This window comes from Mesorhizobium sp. GW821-FHT07A06 (genome assembly GCF_059419085.1).
Genome location: NZ_JBWKRC010000011.1, coordinates 23399 through 46732, shown reverse-complemented (window position 1 = coordinate 46732; position 23334 = coordinate 23399). Strand labels below are relative to the sequence as shown.

The following is a 23334-nucleotide window of genomic DNA, read 5'->3' as shown; positions in this document are numbered from 1 at the left end:
ATGATACTGGGGGGATTTTACGACCGGCTTAAAGCATATCGAGCAGAAGGCGGTTCGGCGGAAGGAGCAGAACTGGAGGCCTGCGTCGAAGCTACCGTCGAGGCGCTGCTGTCATCCGAGACCGACGCGCGACGTCCCGGAATGTTGCTTGGCAAAATCCAATCGGGCAAGACGCGCGCGTTCCTCGGCATAATCGCGTCCGCATTTGACAACGGTTTCGATGTTGCAGTCGTCCTGACTAAGGGCACGAAGACGCTCGCCCAGCAAACCGTCAACCGCATTTCCAGAGAGTACAGCGTATTCCGCGATGCCGAGGAACTCGCGGTGTTCGACATCATGAACGTACCCAACCTGACCGATTGGGAAATCGACGGCCACAAGTTGATCTTCGTCGCGAAGAAGGAAGCGAACAATATGCGGCGGCTAGTTAAGCTGTTTGCCGAGACGCATCCGCGGCTGCGGGCCAAACGCGTTCTGATCGTCGATGACGAGGCCGATTTTGCGTCAATTCGCTTCACCAAGAAGAAGGGTTCTGACGACATTGAACAAGGTCGCATTGCCGACCGAATTGACGAATTGCGGCGCGAGCTGAGTAATCCAGCGGTGTTACAGGTGACGGCAACGCCGTACTCGCTTTACTTACAGCCCGACGAGTATGAGCGGCCTGAAGGTGAGAACTTCACGTTCGAGCCGAAGCGGCCGGTCTTTACACAGATTGTGCCGATCCACGGGGGCTACGTCGGCGGCGATGAGTATTTCGGCGAACACGACGAGGAGGCGCCCGAGTACTATCTTTGGCATCCTGTGTCGGAAGACGAGCTGACTGCGCTCAAGAAGGAAGATCGCCGCCGCGTTCGCACCGACGAAGCGCTCTCATCGCCGCGCACCGAGGCATTGCGGCATGCTCTGGTGACGTTCGTGACTGCCGCTGCGCTCCGACGCCTGCAACAGAAAATGGAAGGCGCCCCGCCTAAGCGCTATTCGATGATCGTCCATGTAGAAACGGCACGAGCATCGCACGCTTGGCAGCATACCGTGGCAAAGGAAATTATCGACGGCATGGCCGCCGCAGCACGGGCGAACGACGTAATTTTCGACCAACTTGTCGAAAGGTCGATCGACGACTTGGCGCGATCGGTAATGGCGGGCGGATGGAACATGCCGGACCGTGCTCAGCTGTTGCGGGAAGTTCGCGAAGCCTTTGTGAAGGGCGGTGTTGTCACCGAACGCGTTAACTCGGATAACGACGTTCAAGCACTGCTTGACGAAAACGCGGAGCTTCGTTTGCGAACGCCGTTCAATGTTTTTATTGGTGGCCAGATTCTTGATCGCGGCATAACGGTTCCAAATTTGCTCGCCTTCTTCTACGGACGTTCCCCGAAGAAGATGCAGCAGGATACGGTGTTGCAACACGCGCGGATGTACGGCGCGAGGCCGAGGGCCGATTTGGCTGTAAGCCGTTTCTACACGACCCCGTCTAACTACGGTACCTTAAAGCGCATTCATGAGTTTGACTCAGCGCTGCGCCATGCGTTCCTAACGGGCGCACATGACCGAGGGGTGGCGTTTGTGATGAAGGATGAAAGCAACCGTGTCGTACCGTGCGCGCCGAGCAAGATACTTGTTTCCAATATAGTATCGTTGAGGCCCAACGCGGCGCTGGTGCCCTTCGGCTTTCAAACGAAGTCACGCACAGAGCTTAGCCGTATCGGCGCAAATCTATCGAAACTGATCCCTACAGCGGCCCTGGAGTCGGGTGATCCTGTGAAGGTCACATGCGAGGAAGCTGTCGCACTCCTAAGCGCGATAGAACCCTCAGTGACGTTCGAGGGCGGCTACAATTTCGATTGGGAAGCAGCACGAGCGGCGATTGAGTATTATTCGAAGATCGCGTCACCGCCTGCGTCTCGCGGTGGATGCTGGCTCTATGCCGTCACGGGCCGCACAATGAGCCGCAAGCGTACGGGAGGCAGATTTTCAGACTCTCCGCTATCCTACCAAGAGCGCACTGCGTTCCGCTCGCTGCCAGGGTCATTACCCATACTGGCCTTGTTGCAACAGGAAGGCAGCGAGGAGGACGGCTGGCGCGGTGCGCCGTTCTGGTGGCCCGTGCTAGTTGCGCCCGCAAGATCGGTTCCGAGCATCTTCGCCACTTCCGTCCGAGAGTCGGAGGCCGGCGAAGATGATGACGATTGAAGCGGTTCGGCCGCCGACAGCCGTTCCTCGGCTTCATGGGTGGAAAGGCACGATCGATGCGCTAAGTCATGGAAACCGCTCGCGAAAACTCGCGAGCATAGACCTCGCGCCGGCTTGCGGGCTGGCGCAGCGCGTAGGATGGGTGGTGAAAAAAGTGCACCGGCGTCTGGGTCGAACGTTCAGCCTGCAGTACCTGGAAGGCGCGCTTGGCCTCGCCGCCGAACACCACGATCGCCGCCAAGGAAGCATTGTGCCAGAGGCGATGCTCGCGCAACCAGGGCAGAAGTTCTGACCAAGTAGGATTCCGCTCTTCTCCGTCAGGTCCTTCCACCGAGCCAGGGATGATATTATCCCGCGTGATGGAGACACGGTTTAGGGGCAGATCAGCGAGGAGAGAAGAAAGGAAGCGGCCCGACCGGGAGGTCGGCGCAAGGGGCGCATGAAGCCCGCCCTTGGCGTTTTTCTTGGCACATAGGCCGAGTAACAGGATGGTTTTATCGGTCATCTCCCATGTTGTAGCGTCATAAGAGTGTATAAGTTCTTTCTAACCTGGTCGACGGGAACCTCTCCAAACTGCAGCCCGGTCGAAAAATTGAATTCGTCGCGGCCAACTGAAATGCCGGTTCCATAGGACTCAGGCGAGCCGTAGGCAAGCATCTCGTAAGCCGAATAGCCGGAGCGCAGCAGTCGGTTCCAGTCCGGTGTGCCGGGATAAGGACGGTACTCGAACGCACTGCATCGGAATTTGCCTGGCATCCCAGCGGTTAGATCCCACAGGGTCTCAATCAGCCGCAACGTTGCCTGATGCTCCTCGTGGGTTTCAGTGGGCAACCCCAGGATGAAATAGCCTTTGACCGAGATGCCTGCACTGCATAGCCGGGTTACAACGCGTACCACCTGCGCGACCGTGATTTTCTTGTCGATGTGATGGAGAAGCCGGTCGCTCCCGGTTTCGATGCCGAGAGCAACCTCGCGGCACCCCGAACCGATCATCAGATCGAGGGTCATCTCCGGTAGTTTGTCGAGAACATTGATGCGCCCAGTCGCGTCCCACCTCAAGCCAAGCGCGGCGTCGGAAAACGCGCTAAGCGTCTTTACAATTGCCTTGGGACTGGCCAGGAACAGGTCATCAACAAAGCGGACCCTGGTCACGCCGTCCCGGTCTCGCAGCTCCCTCATTTCGGCGATGATGTTATCAGGTGCGCGAATTCTGATGCTGACGTCGGGATTGGCGCTGACAGCGGCCCCGCAGAAGGAACAGTCAAAGGGACAGCCGCGAGATGCAACCATCGCGGACTCAAGCTGGTCCTCGTCAACATACGGATCTTGCGGAAGGAATGAACGGTCCAGAAAGGGGAGCGCGTCGATATTTGGCGCGAGCAAAGCCCTATCGCCTTGTAGCTGGGGAAGCACCGCTCTATCGCGGTCGCGCCACCCGACCAGAGGCATGGCCTCGCGAGCCCGGGTATCTGCAAGCAACAGTGGTACGCGCATCTCCGCCTCGCCGACGACCAGCGCGTCAATCCGGGGAAGGGCTGAATCTGCAAGTATTTCAGCCGGCATGGCTTTTGCTTGGTGTCCTCCTAGCATGATCTGTATCGACGGATCGATTTTGGCGAGAACAGCTTGGCTATGGCGGTAAGTTGGCGCGAGAAGGTTTAAGCCGATCCAGCGAGGGGCGGATTCGTTGATGATCCTTGCTGTCTCGTCAATCCCGACCCCAAGTGCCTCGCTGTCAAGCAAGCCGACCGCGAATCCGTTTGCTGTCGCTACGGTCGCAATGTAGCCGAGACCGAGGGTAGGCAATGTGAAGTCATTGAGGCGCTGCTCGCGCCCATAGTCTTTCAGCGGCGAGTTTACTAGCAACAGATCAAGAGCACTGTCCGCGCCGAGAATTTTGGGATCCTTCATGATTGAATGTCCAGGCATTCAATGGCGTCCGCCACCTTAACTGCGGTCGCCGCAGCGCCCTCGCTGGCGTCAATTGAGATAACCGGATGACCTCGCGACCGCAGGAACGCAATTCCTTCGCAGTAAAGGGCAATCTCATCATTAATCGCTAGTCTTTGCTTGAAGAAATCAGATCGGCTTGACGGCCGGGCCTCCCGTCTACCGGTAATAACCTGAGCTTCTGCCTCGAGGGCGATCGTGACAACACCTGCGAGAACCGGCGCATTGACCTCATAGATGTAATTCCGGTCAATTCCAGAAAACGTCTGGTAGACAAGGCTGGACAAGACGTACCTATCGATCAGTAGATTGCCGGTAGTCCTCTCAAGCAGCAATGCCCTCGCCGTGGCCAATGCGAGACAGAGCGCGATTCCAGGTTTTTCACTTTGGGCAAGCTCCCGGATCAGAGGCTGAAGTCCCGTCGTCTCGACATTGCTGGCTGTCTGGAATGGGCGAGTTCTCTTTGCCAGCGAGGGCATGAGTCGTCGCAACAACTCCGACTTTCCGATCCCGCTAGGACCTTCGATGGCAATGATCAGATGACTCATCGGTCTCGTCGGCCGTAGAAATAAAGTATCGCGAATCAGAGGTGATTTTGAGCCAAGCGCCTTAGCTAGGACGATGTCAAGTATAGCCTGGATTTGAGGATTGCTATCGAGGCCAACATTTCGATTATGCAGTTGATAGATCGGCCCGCCTATTGACGTGCCCTAGGCGATGCAGGATTGGTGTAACGATCTGGTATTTGCAAGCGGACGGAACGCAAAGCGGTGCAACTCAGGCTTCTTGTCGCTGCTATCATCTTCGTGGGCAGCTACTTGCCCCTGAGCCTGATTTTGATGGCTCAGGACTATAACTTCACCATGATCGGCATGCCGATTTGCTGGGGATGGGCACACTGGGCACACGATTGCTCGCTCCCATTTCAGAACCCCGTATACTCGATCGGCATCTTTGTCGGCTGCCTGCTGTGCTTCCTGACCACGCTGTGTGCCCTTTGGTTGCTCCCGGCCAAGCGCAGCATTACAATCGTCGAGGCGGAGTACGTGGCTGCCGATCTTATGAACTATACGTTGCCATACGTGGTTTCGTTCATGAGCATAGACTATCGTGACAATGGAAAATTTTTAGGCCTGCTTATATTTCTTGGGTGGATGTTCTGGCTTACTTATCGCTCCGGCCTGATCATCCTCAATCCACTGCTTATTGCTTTCGGATGGCGTCTTTACAATGTGAGATACCGTCATGCCGGGTCGGACAACATCCATACGAAGCAAACCTTGGCAAAGGGCATTCTGACAGCGGAACGCTCGGAGAAATTTGCTGAAGTACAGGATGTGTTCATCATCAAGCCGAAACTGACCGAGGGCGCGCCGTGACAGCACTGGATGACTTACGGAATTTCAACGTTGACGTTGCTGAGATCACGTTGTGGACGTTTAAGACGTCGCGGGCCGGTGGCGCGTTCGGCTTCAAGGGTAGATGGGTTGAGACGTCCGACGCGTTGGACAGCGCATTGCGCGACGCCGTCAAATCCGAACGCGCACGCATCGAGGAGGTTATCGAGTATGGATTGCTCGCCCAGAACAATGAGGCAAGCGCCCTTAGGCTCGACACAGACGAAACGCATGCGTCGTGGATCGTCGAAGCCGCTGAGGACGATTCGGCAGATAACCGCGTCCGGAACCTGAAGGACATTCGTAACTCGGGCTTCTATGCGATCAAGCTCGTGCATGGCGAGATCGTGCTGTACGGCGTCAAGAAGACCGACGCGTCGTGGCACACTCGTAGAGTCCAGAATGCGGTCTCCGCCATATTTGTAGATGACGTAATGGGCATTGAAGAATCGCCGAGCTTCGACATCGCCAAGAGCATCGATTTCTTCATCGTCGGCGACACCCTCTTGGTTTCGGACAAAGGCAGGTTTGAGTCAGTTATGCAATACAAAGCGGCTCACCGTGACGATTTCACAGCATTGACGGCCGAGCCTGCTTTCGTCGCCATCCTAGCGGACGTGACCCCAATCGTGACTTTTGTTGGGGACAACAAGATCCAACTCCGGCGGGCGTCGGCGATCCGCCAGAAAGCCTATTATTCCGACAATGCATTCATGAACAACCTTCGCGCACGGCGCGACGAGATGGGTTTCACTTTCGCATTCGACAAGAATGGTCGGATAATTGCTACGGCCGAGCATTGCCGGGAAATCTTCCAGGCGCTTCTAGATCACAGGCTTGTGTCGCGGCTCTCGGAAAATATCTATGACGTTCAAGATACTGTGTCAGTCGCGGTCTGATGTTAGGGTCAGTGTCCGCTTTGAGGCGCGAAGCAGCCATTCGCAATCCTGCGTACATATGCCAATTGCTGGAAGCGCATAAAACATTTCAGGAAAAGGCCCATTCCTCATCGGCCGGCGTGACCAACCCCTGCCGCAGCCGGCTGTGAAGTTCATGCCACGACGGGTCAGTCACGAAGCCTTTCATGCTTCCACATGCCTCGGCGAAGGAAATGTCGCTCAAACGGTCGATAAGATCACCCATCCCGCCGTCCCTGCCATTTAGGAATAGCTCGAACGGATCATCATCGCACTCAATTACCCGATGTCCCCAAGCACCCGGTACGTCGTCGGTTGCGAGAGCCTGCCGAAGATCTTTATCCACGCCTGCGGCCTCAAGCGCCCGGCAGACGACATAGCGCATCAGGGGGTAGTAGATCGGTTGATAGCTGCCTCCAAGCGCGCGCACGCCGGGCAGGATCGACAAAACCAGAAACATCAGCAGGAGATTCGGGACAAGGCTGCGGTTTGCGAGCCGCTCGAGGATGTCGGCGGCCGTGAAGCACGCCACCTTCATACCGGTCGCAGGATCGATGAGTTCTCCGGCGACCAGACGCAGCGGAAGGCGCTTGCCATTTTCATAGAACCAGAAGAAATCAGTACCGCGCGCGAGCCAGCCACTCCAGGGGCCGGACGCGAGCCGGTCGAGGCCGGCAAGGATATTGGAGGCGAACTTCGGGTCTTCCAGCAGTCTCATGCGTAACCAGGAATTTTCGTCCGACAGATGGTCCGCCACTAGGTCGGCGATATCCTCGTCGTCGATCTGCAGGAAGGCAAAGCGGCCTCCGAACATTTTTGGCCAAAGGATGAGATTGGCTGCCTTGATGGCGTGCGCCGGCCGCTTGAATTGCGTCTGGGGCAGAAGGCTACGGAGCAGCGTGAGCGCGTCTCCGCCAGTGCTTGGCTCCGTCGGTAACAACTCGAACCTATAGGGTCCCGGCCCGGCCAGCAGGCTGTATCCGATCATCCGGCTTCGGCTCAGGCCAAAGACGTTGACCGGCTTCCCGTCAACGGTGAGCCAGCCTGGTCCCTTGCGCGGCTTTTCAACGAGATTCACCGTCGAAACGGCGTAGGAAACATAGGTCGAACAGCCATGCGCCGAGAGACCAAGGAGGCTGAAGATATGCGTGTAGTACGCTTCCGGCTCCATGAGGAGAAACAAATGAGGGCCTGTCTGCAACACGCGGCGCCTTTCGAAATCCCTGCAGATTTCCGAGGCGGTGTCGGTCGACAACCCGTTTCGTGTCGCTGCCTTCCTGATGATGTCGAGTAGTTTGGTGAAGGCTCGAAGCCGGATTTCGGGCACGGGACCCGAAGCCGGCGCCGTAAACAGGCGAAACGCATAATCGCGGATCGGCCGGGAATGATAAGGTTTCATCCAGGGGTAGAGTGCCTCCAGCGACCCCAGGACTGCCTGTTTCGCATCTACGCCTGCTGTTAGCTCTTCCACCTCACGATTCACCCTTTTCTTCCGGCTGACCGGCACCGACGCTCAAGCACGAAATACTGATGAGGAGCACCACTCCAAAGCTGAAGAAAATCGTCGAAGGAAATGCTCGATCTCCTACAGCGGCGGCGATGCCGAAGACGAGTAACCCGAGCACCACGGCCACACTGTGCATAGTGCCTTTTACCCGGCCCAGTAGATAAACGGATACACGCGACTGCAATGTGACTTCAACGCTGACGCGTCCAAGATTGTATAGAAATCCGAGCGCGGCAAAAAGGATCACTGTCCAGGGCGTGCGCAGAGATGTCAGCGCAATGAGTGCCAGCGCCGTTAAGCCCAAAAGCATGAGGTGCCGCGCATGGGTACTCATCGCTCTTTCAATTCGAAATAGAGATACCGCGCCGATCAGTGAGCCCGCCGACCATGCAGCCTCAAGGTAGCCGAAATCCACGGCAGTACCCTTCTGCTCCTGGAAGACGAAGCTAGATCCCATGACGCTGACAAGCACCGCGCCTGTATAGAGAAGCGCGTAGACGACAATGAGACGACGCAGGCTCAGATCGAATTGTGCTGCCGAGATTTTGGCGATGCGGACATCGCGCGAGACCGGTTCCAGCCGCATCAAGGCTAGGCAGCCCGCTGAAAACAGGAAGAAGGCAGCAAGAATGGTGAATGGCAGGACTGGGGAGCGCTCATGCAGCAAAGGCCCTGCAAGCAGAGCTGCGCAGAGGTTGCCGAACTGCATGACGAAGAAGACGGCGGAATTCGAGGCTACAAGATCGCGGCCGTCAGCTATCACGGGGATCATTGATTGAGAGCTCGTTAGAGCGACACGGTCGCAAAACGAAAAGAGGGCCGCTGACAGGCAGATAATCAGAAACACGTCCATGTAGAGGAGCGCGCAAGCGGTAGCCAGCATAACGACGAAGCGGCCGAGGTCTGCCGCAACGTTCAAGCGTCGCCTGTCAAATCGATCCGCCGCTACGCCGGCTAGAGGGCTTGCGATGAATTCGACAATGCTTGCGATCGCAAGGAACGTCGCCACGCCGGCAGTTCCGTACCCTCGTTCGACGAGAATCCAGGCGGATGCGATGTAGTAGCCGTTTCGGGCGACAGCCGCCGACAGCGTGCTGGCCAGGAATCCGAAGCGGGAATTGGGCCGGTCGGCCCGTCCTTTGGCATGATGAATTCGAACCAGGTTTGACATGAGCGGCGTATCCGGGCTGACCGCCGATGGATACCTTCTTCCGCCAAGCCTGCTTTACTGTGATGTTGGGGTTTTCCGATACTTGCTGAGAACCGACAAGCGGCGGCCTAGATTCTGCACTTACGACGAAATTCCGTGGGGGCCGCGCCGAAGGCCCGCTTAAAGGCGGTCGTGAAATGGCTCGAACTGCCGAAACCACATTCCATCGCGATCTCCGTCGCCGACAAATTGGTCGATCGCAGCATATCCGCGGAGTGCTCCAATCGGCGCTGCGCAATGAATGCGTGCGGTGTCATGCCTGTCGACTGCTTGAAGGCCCTCCAGAAATGGAATCGGCTAACCCCAACCTCTTTTGCCAAATCGGCGAGCGTAGGTCTGCCGCCCGACAAGGCCTCAATCATTCCCACTGCTCGCTTGAGATCGAACGATGACAAACCGCCTTTTGCCGGTTCCTGATGGACGCCGTTCAACCTGAACATTTGCCCGAGCAATTGCGTGGCCTGGCACTCCACCATCGTTGCGCTGATGGGGTCAGGCTGCTTGAGCTCCAAGACAATCCTCTGCAACGCCAACTCTACAGTGGTGTCCCGAAATCCGATCGAAGGCGGCAGCACCGCCGCGCGATTGCGAGCCATTCCCGCAAACACGTCGTCGGCGAATCCTTTTTCAATCGAGACCAGGAGGTAGGAAGCGGTCGCGTCCCCCTCGTCCCACCCATTCCAATCACTGCCGGCGGGCATGAAGATTATCGAACCGGCCCGGCGCGGCAAGAAGGCAATCCGGCGCCCGTCCACAATGTCTTCTCCGCGGCTCGCCGTGCCCTTCAGGTTCATCAAGAACACATGGTTTGGCTGAAGGATTCTTGTCTCCTGGCGCTCAAGCCCGGTTCTTTTGACTACGTCCGCCCGCACGCTCCCCCAATTCTCATACTTGTGGGCAAGCGATTGGTGCTGTGAACGGCGATTCTTGGTCGGGTCGAGGGCAAGATTATTCACGTATCCACAGTCTCCTTACTGGCGAGTGGCCAGTCGTTGCGTGATGTGGCGAACCACCGGTTGCTGAACAACACGCAAATAACTCTGGATTGGTAGAAGATGTGACTTTAGCGAAAAAATGGCAAGCGAGTGAAAGCCGCCTGTATCCGGCAGGCCTACCAGTTGGCCTAGCCAATACTTGAGCAAGGTGAAATATTAGACCACTCTTATCTTAGTGGAATTTCCCCCATCGACGTATCGGCATCTCACCAATGAAACGGTGCTGGAGGCATACTGCGATGCGTGGACTCGACGACTTTCTGGCTGAGTGCGACCACGGCCCACGGATCAACGGACTAGCCGGCTTTTTCGCGGCGACCGCCGCTGGCAAGAGCGGAATGCCGATCCGGAAGCCCGTGGCCGACGTCCGCCTTCTGCCGAGCGATGAACTCCTACGCGGTCTGATTGCCCTGCACGCGACCCGCCAAGGCTTTTTTGACCAGCACTATCACGGCAGCATTCCCTACAGATTGGAAGAGGAGTGCCGGATGGCCTACGCAGTTCTGAAATATGCACGGCACCGTGGCGCTCCGCTTTCGCTATACAGCCTTGGAACAGCGGAAGGCACGATGGCAAGAACACTGTCCGAACTGTCGGAGGGACAGATACGCACGCTGTCGTGCAGCCCGAACGCGGAGAATTACAAATGCTTCATGGCTTATGGCGAACCGCCGCACGCCGACTTCTTCGTCGGCCCCTTCCATCATTTGACGAAGGACGTCCTGCGTTCAGATCCGCGACTGGCAAATTTCGCTAACGGATTCGATATTATTCTGGAAGATACGACCTTCCAGATGTACTCGCCGAACAGAGCAAGCCAGATCGAGTTCGTGACCCAGCACCTCAAGAAGGACGGACTCTTCGTCTTCGTCGAGAAGTTCCGGGCAACCGAGGAGCCGGACTATAGGCGTCGCGAATACCAGAAGGATTTCGGCTTCAAGGCGCGCTATTTTCCCCCAGACGAAATCGAGAAGAAGCAAACCCTCGTTCTGGATACGATGTTCGGCAATGAGGTGACTTTGGCGCAGATGGCTGACGCGATACGCGTGCACTTCAGGCACTGTGCCCTGACGTGGAACAGCGGTAATTTCTGTAGCCTCGCGGCGAGCAATAGCGAGGAAAACCTGAACCGATACCTCTCCCAGATGGCCACGCCAGCCATTCCGCACGAGTACGTCTACGAAACCAGCTTGTATCCGACCGTGCCGGTGAGCCTGGCCGCCGCGCAGGAATAGGCTTCTGAGCCTTGGGACAGCTCAACAACACGCTCCGCCGTTTGGACCATGTCTTCGCAGCTGTCGATCATGGCAGTCTCAGGCAGGCTGCAAGAGTTCTCAGAGTGAGGGAATCCTGTGTCAGCCGCAACATCGTTGCTCTCGAGCAATTGCTGGACATGCAGTTGTTTGACCGCGACGTCCATGGCGTTCGGCTGACCGAGGCGGGTCGGGACTGGGTCGATCTTGTCCGCGCTCACTATGAAGGCTTGCACGATGCCCTGGCCGGAGGAAGCCGCGGTCACGAGGATGCCAAAACGGTCAGGATAGGATTATGCGCCCAGATGGGGCGCACGTTCGTGGCACGTCTCATCGATCGTTTTGGCCGTTTGCATCCGGACGTGTGCGTCGCGATCGAAGACGTTCCAGTCGAACAGTGCCTGGCGGCTATACGCCGCCGGCGCCTCGACATCGTCTTCACGCATGGGCTTGAGAACGCCGCCCTATGCCGTAGTGAGATATTTGCGCACGAGCGCCTGTTCGTTCTCCTGCCCTGTTGCCATCCGCTTGCTGAAAGGCTTGCGGTCACATGGGCAGATCTTGCAGATACGTGTCTGCTGGTCTCAGCCGGATCCCCCCGGAATCTGCGTTTGCTGGAGCATATCGCCGCGAATGGTGGCCCCACTGTCCAGATATGTCGCGCCAGCGAAGCAACGGTCATCCTCAAGGTGCAACTCGGTCAAGGCGTGACCCTGGCGGGCGAGGGTTTTGCCAGGACAGTCGCCATCGACGCCACGGTGTGGAAACCGATCAGTGGCCAGAGCAGCATCAGTTCGATCAAGGCAGTGTGGCTGGAATCGAACCCAAAGCGCGCGCTTTTGCGACTGGTTGGGACTGCAAGAAACATGGTGACTGCAACGCAACCCGGCCCTACCCCCGGTCAATGCAGGAAGTACGGAACGCCGCGGCTCAATTTCTGAAATCACTCCATGAACGGGAGGCGGGACTGACCCGGTTCGACTTCAGTCGTCCGGCCTTCAAACACCCTCCGAGCGCTTTGCCCTGGCAAATCCCCGATCCGTCGCAATGAACCGCTCCAACATCGCAACGATGAGGCGCGGCGACTCGGCGGGCCGTTGCCCCGCTTCGCGGCCGAGGATTTCGGCATAAGCGGCCAGATCGCGGTGCAGTGCCGCGGGGAGTTCCACCATGACCTTGACGGGTTTGTCGTCGGCTATTGGCCCCAGTTTAAGCTTGGCCATTTTCAGCCTCCGTAAGGTTCAAGCACGAGATCGCGTGTGACGATGACGCGTACCGGGAATCCCGGTCTGATGGTGAGCGTCGGCGCTATGTTGAGCTGCCGCTGGACGATCTGCTGGCCTGTCTGGCTGATGCTGTCGGAAGCACCCTGGCGAAGAGCGCGCATGATGTCGCTCTCCTGGCCCGATGAGCCTGCCTGCGCCCCGATGCTCAGAACCGTGGAAAGTGCTGCAGCCTTGAACAACTCGCCCCAGTGATAGTCGACGCCGTCCTCGAGGCCAGCATAACCCTCGGCGTCCGCGCCAGGCTCACGTTCCAGAACGATGGAGCGGCCGTCTGGAAAAATCAGTCTGGTCCATACCAGCAATACGCGACGCTGGCCAAAGCCGACACCATTGTCATACTGGCCGATGAGGCGCGTCCCCTGAGGAATGAGACGGATTTGTCCGGTGGGGCTGTCATAGACATTCTCCGTCACCTGCGCGGTAATCTGGCCCGGCAGGTCGGAACGAATGCCGGTGATGAGGGCGGCTGCGATGACCGCGCCCGCCTGCAGGACGTTCTTCGACGCCGGCGCCGCGACACGATCCGACGAGACGGTGCGTTTGTCCGGTGGCTGATCGAGGAATGCGCGCTGGCGGTCCTGCGCCGAGGGCGTCGCTGGCTGCGGTGCGAGGCCTAGGCTGGCGAGGTCGGGCTGTGGCGCGGTGCCTGTTGTAGACTGAGCGGCAGTCGCCTCACCCGCCGGCCGCGTTTGCGTGGACGCGAACAGGCGCGCGGTCCTCGCCGCTTCCAGTTCCTGCTCCCGGCGCTGCACCTCCGCGTCCGGTCCAATGGGGCCGGTCGATGGCGCGGGGCCGCCATTCTGTGCGGCGAGGATCGGGCGGCCGAGATCGCCGGGAAGCGGTGGGCCAAGCTTCGGAACGCCGGCATAGTCCTTTGGCAGGCCGGCGAGCCCATCGGGGGTCGAGCGATTGTCGGTCGAATACAGCTCCTGACCCTGGCCTTGCTGACGGTTCTGCAACGCATAAATCAGCGCCCCGCCAACAGCGAGGCTTGCGGCGAGCCCCAGCCCGGCCAGCGCCTTGCGGGACAGACGCGTCACGCGTGGCGGCTCGGCGCGCAGCCGCATGGCAAAGGCCGGCTCGCCTGTCAACGGCCGGGCGTCATCCTCGGCCGGTGTCTCCGGAAGGGCGTCATTCACCGGCCCCCGTCCTTCTTCCTTCCCGGGATCGAATGTGTTGCTCACGATGCCGGCCCTCCACTGTCTCTTCGGACGTTCGTCGCTTGCGAAGCCTCACCAGGGCCCCGCATCCATGAGAATGGACTGCTCTTCACCCCATCGGTGCGATAGATGCGGATGCGCTGCTGGTTCTTGCCGGCGCCGAAGCGCAACTCGGCGGCGGCAAATAGCCGGTCGACGATCATGTAGTTGCCGCGGACGCGATAGTTCACCAGCTCGGACGTGTCGCCTTCCGGCCCGACCACGAAGAGTGGCGGCATCTCGCCATGGCCGATGCCCCGCGGGAACTCGATGAACACCTGCTTGCCATCGTCGAAGGCTCGCAACGGCCGCCACGGTGCGCGATCGCCCGTCACGTCGTAGCGGAAATTGACGCGAGAAAGATCGATGCCCGTCGACACCGGCTGCGCAGCTTCAGCCTGTTGGTTCTGGCGGCGCAAGGCGATGAGCTGGTCCTGCGGGTATTGCCAGGAAACCGATGCCATATAGGTCGACGGTGTCGAGCGCAGTTCCATGTGATAGGTGCGCCGATCGGTATTGATGACGAGATTGGTGAGAAGGTCGGCGCGCGTCGGCTTGACGAGGATGTGGACTTGCTTGGCCCCGCCCGTACCGCTCTCCGTATCGCCGATGATCCAGCGCACGGTGTCGCCGGCGGCGACGGGACCGGAGCCGACGAGCTGCTCGCCGGGCTGGAGCGCGATGTCGGTGATCTGCCCCGGCGAGGCATAGACCTGATAGAGGGCGCCGTCGACAAACGGATAGACCTGCATCGAGTTGATGAAGCCGTTGCGGACAGGCTGGACGCGCGCTGCTGCGTTGGCCAGGTTCACGCGCGCGGTCGGATCGATCGGTTCCGGCTCGGGCTTTGCGTCCTTGCCGACCGGCTTCAACTGGCCGGGAAGCGGCAGCGGCTTAGACAGCTCCACCACCTTGACGGGCCGGGGCGGATCGACCGCCTGCACGGCCGGGATCGGATCGTCATACGATATCTCCGGCGGCTTCTGCCTGGAGGCACAGCCCGCAAGCGCCGATGTCAAAAGCAGAAGTGCTGGAAAGGCTGTCTTACGGAACGCCGGCACTGCGTGGATGAGGAAAGCTGGACACCTCCAGGGGGCGGCTTTGAAGAGTGCGGGCGTCATTGTCCAAGCTCCTTCGACCAGTTGATGGCGTTGATGTAGATGCCGAGCGGGTTCTTCCTCAGCGCGTCGGCGTCGCGCGGGGGCTGCACGACAATGGTGAGAATGGCGGACCAGCGCTCCGTGGAAGCGAGTGAGCCGTCCTGATAGCGGCGTTCGACCCAGGCGATTCGGAAGCTCACGGGCGATGCGCGGATGACAGACGACACGTCGACGGCGACCTGCTGCTTTCCGACCTTGGTGAACGGGTCATTGGCGCGCGCATAGTCGTTGAGAGCCAGCGCCCCGCCTTGCGTCGTGAAGTCGTAGGCGCGCAGCCAGTTCTGCCGCACGATGATCGGATCGGCGGGGATCGACCTCACCTGTTCGATGAAGTGCGCCAGGTAGAAGGCGATCTGCGGATCGTTCGGCTGATAGTCGCCGACCGCTGGGGCGACAGCCTGCGCTTGGCCGAGACGATCGACCTGCACCACCCAAGGCACGATCGAGCCGTTGGCGGATTGCCACACGAGTGCGGCGGAGAAGCCGGCGGCGAGCGCCAGGGAACCGAAGGCCATGTAACGCCAGTTGCGCGCCTGCACGCGAGCGGAACCAATGCGCTCGTCCCAGACCTGGGCAGCGCGCTGGTAGGGCGTCTCGGGTTGTGGATATTTGCCGTAGTGCGTGGACGGTCGTTTGAACATGCTCAGTCTCTTTCAGAGAGGTTGATCGAGGAGCCGCCGCCATGGCTGTCGCCACTGCGAACGGCGTGAGCGGCGGCCTGGACGCCATGGGTCATCTGTTGCGAGCGCTTCATGCGCTTCGCCCAGGCGGGCTGACTCTCGGTGGCGGAGGACGCGGCGGGAGCGGAGCCGGCTTCGCCAGCGTTCGCGCCGATTGTGCCGGCGGTGGAGGATCCGCCTGTCGTCTCGAAGGCAGCGCGAGCGCCGGACTGGAAGCTGTGCTTCATGCTGCCTGCCGCATGATTGGCCGAGCGCTTGAGCGGTGAGATGGCACCCTGGACACCGGCGCTGATGACACCGCCGAGCCCGGATGCGACGCCGGAAAAGCCTGACTCTCCGGCCGCCCCGAGATTGTAGGCTGTGGATGCCCTGCCCGCGGTCGCGGCACCGCCACGAGCCGCCGCTGCAGCACCGCCGCTGACAGCTGCACCCCCGGACATGACGGCACCGGCGGCAGCTGCGCCCACTGCTGCCATGCTGCCGGCGGCAAGCCCCGTGCCGACTGCCGCACCTGCCCCGAGTTGCGGGCCGCCGGAGACGAGACCGTTGGCAATGCCCGGTCCAAATATGCCAAGGCCAAGCAGCGACAGCGCGGCCAGCACGATCGCCATGGCGTCGTCGATCGACGGCGTGTTGCCGCTGAAGCCTGCGGTGAACTCGGAGAAGAGCGTTGAGCCGATGCCGATGATGACGGCGAGCACGAGCACCTTGATGCCGGACGAGATGACGTTGCCGAGTACGCGCTCGGCCATGAAGGCGGATTTGCCGAACAGACCGAAGGGGATCAGCACGAAACCGGCGAGCGTCGTCAGCTTGAACTCGATCAGGGTGACGAAGAGCTGGATCGCCAGGATGAAGAAGGCCAGCAGCACCAGCGCCCAGGCGAAGAACATGCAGGCTATCTGGATGAAGTTCTCGAAGAAGGACCAATAGCCCATCAGGTTCGAGATCGAGTCCAGCAACGGCCGGCCGGCGTCGAGCCCGGTCTGCGCCACCTTGCCCGGGCGCATGAGATCGTTGACGGTGAAACCCGTACCCGAGGCCTTCAGGCCAAGCCCAGCGAAGCTTTCGAAGACGATGCGGGCGAGATTGTTCCAGTTGGAGATGAGATAGGCGAAAACGCCGACGAACAGCGTCTTCTTGACGAGGCGCGCCATGATATCGTCGTCAGCGCCCCAGGACCAGAAGAGCGCCGCCAACGTCACGTCGATGACGATCAGGGTCGTGGCGATGAAGCCGACCTCGCCGCCGAGCAGGCCAAAGCCGCCGTCGATGTAGCGCGTGAAGACTTCGAGGAAATGGTCGATGACGCCCATGCCGCCCATGTCAGCGAATCTCCGGCCGGGGCGGCTCGACTTGCATCTCAGGAGCGGTCACATCCGTCCGCTCCCCTTCTTTCCGGTCGGCTGGCGAAGCTACATTCGGAAACAGCGTTGTCGGGGCAACGGCAGCAGGCGCGGATGCCGAGTCACGCTGACCGAGAAACCGGCGCCGGCTGTCTGCCCACGCTTTCAGACAGCCGGGATCGCGAGGCCCGGCCTCGCCGATCCCGGAACAGCGGCGCAATTCGGACGCGAGCGGGTCTTGTGACGCGGTGGAAAGGTCCCGCCTCGCAAGGGCGTCAGGCTCATCGTCCTTGCTGCTCATCTCGATCGCGGTCACTGTCAAAGCGACCGCGATGAAGACGACTGCGCCGATGCGAGCGAAGATCTTGCCATCCATCGCGCGGGCCTCAGTTTTTGCCATAGAACATCTGCGCGCTGCCAGGCTGGTAGCCCGCGCCCTCCGTCAGGAAGCGGCGGCGCTGCTCCCTGCCCTGTTCGGCGGCGGTGGCCTGCTCGGCCGATTGCAAAGCCTGCGCCCGACCGTTCGCAGCGACGACCGCGGTGAGATCGGCGAGTTGCTGCGCCTGAAGCGCGAGGAGCTGGTTGCCGGCCTGTGTTGCCTGAAGCGCGCCGGTGGCACCCTGGCTCTGGCCGACCAGCGCCGACATCTGCGTGCGATTGGTGTCGATGTTGCCGACGACGCCCGCCTGCACACGCATGGCATCCTGAAGGCCACCAACCGTGTTGCCCCAGCGCGAACGCGCGTCGGCGACGAGTTGCTGATCCGAAGCCGACAGCGAGACGTTGCCGTATTTCTGCTGGAAGGCTTGATCGATCTGCTGGACGTCATAGGCAACGTTCTGCGCTTGACCGAGCAATTGCTGCGTGCGTTGCACGGACTGCTGGAGCTGCTGCAGCGAGGAGAATGGCAGGCTTGTGAGATTGCGGGCCTGATTGATGAGCATCTGCGCCTGGTTCTGAAGCGAGGTGATCTGGTTGGTGATCTGCTGTAGCGAGCGCGCGGCCGTCAGCACGTTCTGCGAATAGTTCGAGGGATCGAACACAATGAAGGCGTGGGCCGGCGTCGAAAGCATTGGCGCCAGGGTGACCGGAGCGACAAGCAGGGCGGCAGCGAGCCGCATGCCAAGGGAATGGCGCAGTTTCATGGGGACTTCTCCTTGTTGGTGAGGGCGGGGCTGGTTAGGACGGGAACGAGTTCAGCGGCCCAGCCGACGCCACGGTGGCTGAGCCAGGCAGCGAGGAAACCGTCACGGCCGTGCTCGGTGACGATGCGGGAGATCGCTGCCTGGTCGGTCTTCGCGGATACAGCGCAGAGCGCGAGCGCCACATCCGACAGACCGAGCTCGAACAGCCGGTTGCCGCGCCGGGACTGGCAGTAATAATCGCGCTTCGGCATCGCCCGGGCGATGATCTCGATCTGCCGATCGTTGAGGCCGAAGCGGCGATAGATCGCAGTGATCTGCGGCTCGATGGCGCGCTCGTTCGGCAGCAGAAGACGGGTCTGGCAGCTCTCGATAATCGCGGGCGCGATTGCCGAACCATCGATGTCGCTGAGCGACTGCGTGGCGAAGATGACGCTGGCGTTCTTTTTGCGCAGCGTCTTCAGCCATTCGCGGAGCTGGCCGGCAAAACCCTCATCGTCCAGTGCAAGCCAGCCTTCGTCGATGATGAGGAGGGTCGGCGAGCCATCGAGCCGGTCCTCGATGCGATGGAAGAGATAGGACAGGACGGCGGGCGCCGCACCTGTTCCGATCAGTCCTTCGGTTTCGAAAGCCTGGACCGATGCAGATCCGAGATGTTCGCGCTCGGCATCGAGCAACCGGCCGTAGGGACCCCCAACGCAATAGGGGCGCAATGCCTGCTTGAGATCATTTGATTGCAGCAGCACGACCAGACCGGTGATGGTGCGCTCGTTGACAGGCGCGGAGGCCAGAGAGCTCAACGCAGTCCAGATATGCTCCTTGACCTCAGGGGTGATCATCACATTCTCGCGCGTCAGGATCGCCACGATCCAGTCGGCGGCCCAGGCGCGCTCGGGGACATCATGAATGCGGGCGAACGGCTGAAGGCTGACGCTGTCGATCGCCCCATCACTGAGATCACCGCCGAGATCATGCCAGTCGCCGCCCATGGCGAGTGCGGCCGCGCGGATCGAGCCGCCGAAATCGAAGGCGAAAACCTGCGAGCCAGCATAGCGGCGGAACTGCAGCGCCATCAGTGCCAGCAGCACGGACTTGCCCGCGCCGGTCGGGCCTACGATCAGCGTATGGCCGACGTCACCGACGTGAAGCGAAAGCCGGAACGGGGTCGAGCCTTCGGTCTTGCCGAAGAGCAGAGGGGGCGCTGCAAAATGCTCGTCCCGTTCCGGCCCCGCCCACACCGCGGAAAGCGGGATGATGTGGGCGAGATTGAGGGTGGAGATGGGAGGTTGACGGACGTTGGCGTAGACATGACCCGGCAGGCTGCCGAGCCAGGCGTCGACGGCGTTGATGGTTTCGATGATCGCCGTGAAATCGCGGCCCTGGATGACCTTTTCGACCAGGCGTAGTTTTTCGTCGGCGATGCCGGGATCATCGTCCCACACCGTCACCGTCGCGGTGACATAGGCCATGCCCGCATAGTCGGCGCCGAGCTCCTGCAGCGCCATGTCGGCATCGGCGGCCTTGTTTGCCGCGTCGGTGTCCACGAGGACGGACGCCTCGTTGGTCATCACCTCCTTGAGGATCGCGGCGACCGATTTGCGCTTGGCGAACCACTGACGCCGGATCTTTGTAAGCAGCCTGGTCGCATCGGTCTTGTCGAGGAGGATCGCGCGTGTCGACCAGCGATACGGGAAGGCCAGCCGGTTCAACTCGTCGAGCAGACCCGGCGTGGTCGCGGTCGGGAATCCCGTGACCGTGAGAATGCGCAGATGCGACGCGCCAAGCCGCGGCTCAAGCCCGCCGGTCAACGGCTGGTCGGCCAGCAAGGCATCGAGATACATCGGCGTTTCGGGAACGCGGACACGGTGGCGATTGGTCGAGACGCAGCCATGCAGATAGGTCAGCGTCTCGGCGTCATCGAGCCAGCGGCACTCCGGCATGAAAGCTTCGACAAGGCGCAGGACGCGGTCGCTGCGATCGGCGAAGCCGGTCAGCACCTCATTGGGGTCAAGGCCTTTCTTCACGCGCCCTTCGTAGAGCCAGCTTTCCGCGCGCGCGGTGTCTTCGGCGGGCGCAAGATAGGTGAGCGTCAGAAAGTAGCTGGACTCGAAATGCGCGCCGGCCTCCTCGAAGCCCGCCTTTCGTTCCGCATCGACCAGTGTGGAGGCCGCATCCGGAAAGCTGCTGTCGGGATAGCGGGTCGAGGCATGGCGCTGCGCCTCCACGAAGATCGCCCAGCCGGAGCCGAGACGGCGGAAGGCATTGTTGAGCCGGCCGGCGACGGCGACTAGTTCGGCCGGCACGGCGCTGTCGAGATCGGGTCCGCGAAAGCGCGCGGTGCGCTGGAAGCTGCCGTCCTTGTTGAGGACGATGCCGGCGCCGACCAATGCCACCCAGGGCAGGAAGTCGGCGAGCCGGCTGCTACGGTTACGATATTCGGCAAGGTTCATCATCGGCGCGACCTCTCTCAGACCGTGAAATGCGCCGGGATGCGCAGATGCCGGCGAACGACGTCGACGAACAGCGGATCGCGCTTGGCGGCCCAGACAGCGGCTACATGACCGATCGCCCAGATCGCGATGCCGACGAGCCAGAGACGCAGCCCCAGCCCCACGGCGCCGGCGAGCGTCCCGTTCATGATGGCAATGGCGCGCGGGGCGCCGCCGAGCAGGATCGGCTCGGTCAGCGCCCGGTGCACGAGGACCGCATAACCCGGCACTGCGTAGTCCGGCATTGACCCGCCCTGTTCGACCGAACCCGCCATCAGATCAGCGCTCCGCCGCCGAACGAGAAGAACGACAGGAAGAAGCTCGACGCCGCGAAAGCGATGGACAGGCCGAACACGATCTGGATGAGCCGGCGGAAGCCGCCCGACGTATCGCCGAAGGCGAGCGTCAGGCCGGTGACGATGATAATGATCACCGCCATGATCTTGGCGACTGGGCCTTCGATCGACTGGAGTATCTGTTGCAGCGGTTGTTCCCACGGCATCGACGAGCCTGAGGCATAAGCGGGCGCGGCCATCACCAGGATGAGCGTGGGAACCGAAACTGTCATGGCGAGACGATGGCGCGCGAGGCGCAGGCGTTGGATCACGGATTTTCTCCTTCAGGGCTTTGGATGAGCAAGGTTGTCGGGCTGTCGTCGCTCTCGAGGACGGCTGGCGCGACCCGGTAATCACCGTCCGGACGAAGGCCATCGACACGGGCGAGTTCGGACAGCCGGCGCGCGGAGCCGCGGCCGGAAAGGACGGCAACCAGGTCGATCGTTTCGGCGATCAGAGCGCGTGGAACCGTGACGACGGCTTCCTGGATGAGCTGTTCCATGCGGCGGAGCGCGCCAATGGCGCTGCCGGCGTGGATCGTGCCGAGGCCACCGGGGTGGCCGGTGCCCCAGGCCTTGAGCAGTTCGAGCGCCTCGGCCCCGCGCACCTCGCCGACCGGAATGCGGTCGGGGCGCAGGCGCAGCGACGAACGAACGAGATCGGAGAGCGACGCGACGCCGTCTTTCGTGCGCATCGCCACGAGATTCGGCGCGGCGCATTGCAGCTCGCGCGTATCCTCGATGATGACGACGCGATCGACGGTCTTGGCAACTTCAGCCAACAGTGCGTTGATCAGCGTGGTCTTGCCCGTGGAGGTGCCGCCTGCAACGAGGATGTTCGCGCGGCTGGCAACGCCCTGGCGCAATGCGTCTGCCTGGCGCACCGACATGATCCCGGCCGCGACATAATCTTCGAGGGTGAAGATGGCGACGGCGGGCTTGCGGATCGCGAAGGCGGGCGCCGCGACGACGGGAGGAAGAAGCCCCTCGAAGCGCTCGCCCGTCTCGGGCAGCTCGGCCGAGACGCGTGGGGCGCCGGCATGGACTTCGGCACCGACATGATGAGCGACGAGGCGAACGATGCGCTCGCCGTCCGCCGCCGACAGACGCTCTCCTGTGTCGGACAGCCCCTCGGACAACCGGTCGATCCACAAGCGGCCATCGGGGTTGAGCATCACTTCAACGACACCCGCGTCGTCGAGATAGCTCGCGATCGCAGGTCCGAGCGCTGTGCGCAACATACGTGCGCCGCGCGCCAGACCTTCTGAATTGTGATGGGAAGCTGCCATCCTGTCCCCGTTTCGATCCGGGGGACATGGGCGACCCCTGGACGGGGATGATTAAGAGAGCCACATCTCGAGTGGTTTCAACACCTATATCGAGGCGTAGTGGCGTAGCGTGCAAATACAGGAGATTGGCGGTGCCGACCTGTAATCAAGGCTGACGATCTTCAGGCAAGGGCGGCGCTCGCCGTCGATTGTGCTGGCAAAGCCGTTTGATCAAGCGGCTTCAGCACGAGTTGACCGTCGAGGCTTGTGGCGAACCACCACGTCGACCTTGTAGTCGAGCCGGTCCAGACAGCGAACCAGCCTGTCTATTGAAAACTTACCCGTGCGCCCGGTGGCGATCGCGGAGACGTCGGGCTGTTTCATTCCGAGCAGTTCAGCCGACTTCGCTTGGGTCAGGCGCCGGCGCTTGATAATGGCGCGGATCTCGCGGGCCAGCTTGGCCTTGAGCAATTCCTCTTCGGGATTGTCAAAGCCTAGGTCGGCAAACACGTTGCCGCTGCTCACTTCGGCGGTGATGTCTTCTGTCATGACTTTGTTCCTTTCCCATAGTTTTCGCGGTAGTGCGCCTCGGCCGCCTTCAATCGCACTGTCACGACATCGATTTCGTGCTTGGGTGTCTCCCTGCCCTTCTTCGACTTCTTCTGGAAGCAATGAAGCACGTAGATCACCCCGGCAAAGCGCACCGCATAGACGGCCCGATAAGTATCTCCGTCGAAGTCATCGACCACCTCGAGGATGCTGCGACCCCCAAAGCCTTTCAGGGCTTTGACAGCCGGGTGCTCCTCACCATTCTGGGCGTCGTTGATTGCGACACCCATCAATCGGCGAACATCGACCGGAAACTCGCGCAGATCGCCCTTTGACGACCCCATCCATACTGCGGGCTTTTGGTTTTTCATTCTCACTTGCCTTATAGCATACAGACTATAATTTTCAACGAAAAATCCTGACACCGCCTAGCCACTGAAAATAACTGATTCGGCT

At 60.6% G+C, this 23334-nt stretch carries 24 protein-coding genes; 5 read left to right on the top strand and 19 right to left on the bottom strand.

From position 1 onward, the window contains the following. On the top strand, positions 1-2196 hold the full coding sequence (locus AC07SZ_RS27340; protein WP_494916691.1) for a Z1 domain-containing protein: 2196 nt from the start codon (positions 1-3) through the stop codon (positions 2194-2196). A gap of 61 nt (positions 2197-2257) precedes the next feature. Here the strand turns inward: AC07SZ_RS27340 and AC07SZ_RS27335 are convergent, their stop codons facing one another. The 3 genes from AC07SZ_RS27335 to AC07SZ_RS27325 are packed head-to-tail and all read right to left on the bottom strand — an operon-like array spanning position 2258 to position 4694. Then, positions 2258-2701, bottom strand: a complete 444-nt coding sequence (locus AC07SZ_RS27335) for a uracil-DNA glycosylase family protein (RefSeq protein ID WP_494916689.1) — start codon at positions 2699-2701, stop codon at positions 2258-2260. Next, positions 2698-4107: a B12-binding domain-containing radical SAM protein gene (locus AC07SZ_RS27330; RefSeq protein WP_494916687.1), complete on the bottom strand. Its 1410-nt coding sequence runs from the start codon at positions 4105-4107 to the stop codon at positions 2698-2700. The genes AC07SZ_RS27335 and AC07SZ_RS27330 overlap by 4 nt, the downstream gene beginning before the upstream one ends. Further along, on the bottom strand, positions 4104-4694 hold the full coding sequence (locus AC07SZ_RS27325) for a nucleoside/nucleotide kinase family protein (RefSeq protein ID WP_494916685.1): 591 nt from the start codon (positions 4692-4694) through the stop codon (positions 4104-4106). Before AC07SZ_RS27325 ends, AC07SZ_RS27330 begins: the two co-directional genes overlap by 4 nt. Positions 4695-4916: 222 nt before the next feature. Between AC07SZ_RS27325 and AC07SZ_RS27320 the strand changes: the two genes are divergently transcribed. Both AC07SZ_RS27320 and AC07SZ_RS27315 read left to right on the top strand, forming a co-directional pair. Beyond that, positions 4917-5525: a KwaA family protein gene (locus tag AC07SZ_RS27320; protein ID WP_494916683.1), complete on the top strand. Its 609-nt coding sequence runs from the start codon at positions 4917-4919 to the stop codon at positions 5523-5525. Then, the gene (locus tag AC07SZ_RS27315; RefSeq protein ID WP_494916681.1) at positions 5522-6442 is read left to right on the top strand and encodes a Kiwa anti-phage protein KwaB-like domain-containing protein; all 921 of its coding nucleotides are present in this window, start codon (positions 5522-5524) and stop codon (positions 6440-6442) included. The genes AC07SZ_RS27320 and AC07SZ_RS27315 overlap by 4 nt, the downstream gene beginning before the upstream one ends. An 88-nt stretch (positions 6443-6530) precedes the next feature. On the opposite strand, the gene AC07SZ_RS27310 is transcribed toward AC07SZ_RS27315, so the two are convergent. From AC07SZ_RS27310 to AC07SZ_RS27300, 3 genes are all read right to left on the bottom strand, one after another. Then, positions 6531-7943 carry a hypothetical protein gene (locus tag AC07SZ_RS27310; protein WP_494916679.1) on the bottom strand — a complete coding sequence of 471 codons (1413 nt, stop codon included), beginning with the start codon at positions 7941-7943 and terminating at the stop codon, positions 6531-6533. Then, on the bottom strand, positions 7933-9138 hold the full coding sequence (locus AC07SZ_RS27305; protein ID WP_494916677.1) for an MFS transporter: 1206 nt from the start codon (positions 9136-9138) through the stop codon (positions 7933-7935). Before AC07SZ_RS27305 ends, AC07SZ_RS27310 begins: the two co-directional genes overlap by 11 nt. 107 nt (positions 9139-9245) lie before the next feature. After that, positions 9246-10133, bottom strand: a complete 888-nt coding sequence (locus tag AC07SZ_RS27300; protein WP_494916675.1) for a helix-turn-helix transcriptional regulator — start codon at positions 10131-10133, stop codon at positions 9246-9248. A 278-nt stretch (positions 10134-10411) separates the two neighbouring features. Between AC07SZ_RS27300 and AC07SZ_RS27295 the strand changes: the two genes are divergently transcribed. Further along, positions 10412-11407: a class I SAM-dependent methyltransferase gene (locus AC07SZ_RS27295; protein WP_494916674.1), complete on the top strand. Its 996-nt coding sequence runs from the start codon at positions 10412-10414 to the stop codon at positions 11405-11407. Between the two features lie 11 nt (positions 11408-11418). Further along, a complete protein-coding gene (locus AC07SZ_RS27290) occupies positions 11419-12366 on the top strand; it encodes a LysR family transcriptional regulator (protein ID WP_494916673.1) in 948 nt (315 codons plus the stop codon). A 57-nt stretch (positions 12367-12423) separates the two neighbouring features. Here the strand turns inward: AC07SZ_RS27290 and AC07SZ_RS27285 are convergent, their stop codons facing one another. The 13 genes from AC07SZ_RS27285 to AC07SZ_RS27225 all read right to left on the bottom strand — a co-directional run bounded on the left by AC07SZ_RS27285 (position 12424) and on the right by AC07SZ_RS27225 (position 23222). After that, entirely contained in the window at positions 12424-12648 is a 225-nt protein-coding gene (locus AC07SZ_RS27285) for a DUF2274 domain-containing protein (RefSeq protein ID WP_494916672.1), read from the bottom strand. A 2-nt stretch (positions 12649-12650) separates the two neighbouring features. Continuing rightward, positions 12651-13895 carry a TraB/TrbI/VirB10 family type IV secretion system protein gene (locus tag AC07SZ_RS27280; RefSeq protein ID WP_494916671.1) on the bottom strand — a complete coding sequence of 415 codons (1245 nt, stop codon included), beginning with the start codon at positions 13893-13895 and terminating at the stop codon, positions 12651-12653. Beyond that, the gene (gene trbG / locus AC07SZ_RS27275; protein WP_494916670.1) at positions 13892-15031 is read right to left on the bottom strand and encodes a P-type conjugative transfer protein TrbG; all 1140 of its coding nucleotides are present in this window, start codon (positions 15029-15031) and stop codon (positions 13892-13894) included. The genes AC07SZ_RS27280 and trbG overlap by 4 nt, the downstream gene beginning before the upstream one ends. Then, positions 15028-15711 (bottom strand): conjugal transfer protein TrbF, encoded by a 684-nt coding sequence (gene trbF, locus AC07SZ_RS27270; RefSeq protein WP_494916669.1) that lies wholly within the window; start codon positions 15709-15711, stop codon positions 15028-15030. Before trbF ends, trbG begins: the two co-directional genes overlap by 4 nt. A 2-nt stretch (positions 15712-15713) precedes the next feature. Further along, positions 15714-17075, bottom strand: a complete 1362-nt coding sequence (gene trbL / locus AC07SZ_RS27265) for a P-type conjugative transfer protein TrbL (RefSeq protein ID WP_494916668.1) — start codon at positions 17073-17075, stop codon at positions 15714-15716. A gap of 1 nt (position 17076) precedes the next feature. Next, on the bottom strand, positions 17077-17472 hold the full coding sequence (trbK-alt, locus tag AC07SZ_RS27260; RefSeq protein WP_494916667.1) for a putative entry exclusion protein TrbK-alt: 396 nt from the start codon (positions 17470-17472) through the stop codon (positions 17077-17079). Positions 17473-17482: 10 nt separating this feature from the next. Continuing rightward, a complete protein-coding gene (gene trbJ, locus AC07SZ_RS27255; protein ID WP_494916666.1) occupies positions 17483-18241 on the bottom strand; it encodes a P-type conjugative transfer protein TrbJ in 759 nt (252 codons plus the stop codon). Continuing rightward, on the bottom strand, positions 18238-20691 hold the full coding sequence (trbE, locus tag AC07SZ_RS27250; RefSeq protein WP_494916665.1) for a conjugal transfer protein TrbE: 2454 nt from the start codon (positions 20689-20691) through the stop codon (positions 18238-18240). Before trbE ends, trbJ begins: the two co-directional genes overlap by 4 nt. Before the next feature lie 14 nt (positions 20692-20705). Next, entirely contained in the window at positions 20706-20972 is a 267-nt protein-coding gene (locus tag AC07SZ_RS27245) for a VirB3 family type IV secretion system protein (RefSeq protein ID WP_494916664.1), read from the bottom strand. Positions 20973-21001: 29 nt separating this feature from the next. Continuing rightward, positions 21002-21295: a TrbC/VirB2 family type IV secretion system protein gene (locus tag AC07SZ_RS27240; RefSeq protein WP_494916833.1), complete on the bottom strand. Its 294-nt coding sequence runs from the start codon at positions 21293-21295 to the stop codon at positions 21002-21004. A gap of 35 nt (positions 21296-21330) precedes the next feature. Continuing rightward, positions 21331-22350, bottom strand: coding sequence for a P-type conjugative transfer ATPase TrbB (gene trbB, locus AC07SZ_RS27235; protein ID WP_494916663.1), 1020 nt, complete (start codon positions 22348-22350; stop codon positions 21331-21333). 210 nt (positions 22351-22560) lie between these two features. Beyond that, complete coding sequence (locus AC07SZ_RS27230) at positions 22561-22878, bottom strand: helix-turn-helix domain-containing protein (RefSeq protein ID WP_006338687.1); 318 nt, start codon at positions 22876-22878, stop codon at positions 22561-22563. After that, on the bottom strand, positions 22875-23222 hold the full coding sequence (locus AC07SZ_RS27225; RefSeq protein WP_136616198.1) for a type II toxin-antitoxin system RelE/ParE family toxin: 348 nt from the start codon (positions 23220-23222) through the stop codon (positions 22875-22877). Before AC07SZ_RS27225 ends, AC07SZ_RS27230 begins: the two co-directional genes overlap by 4 nt. Between the last annotated feature and the right edge of the window lie 112 nt (positions 23223-23334).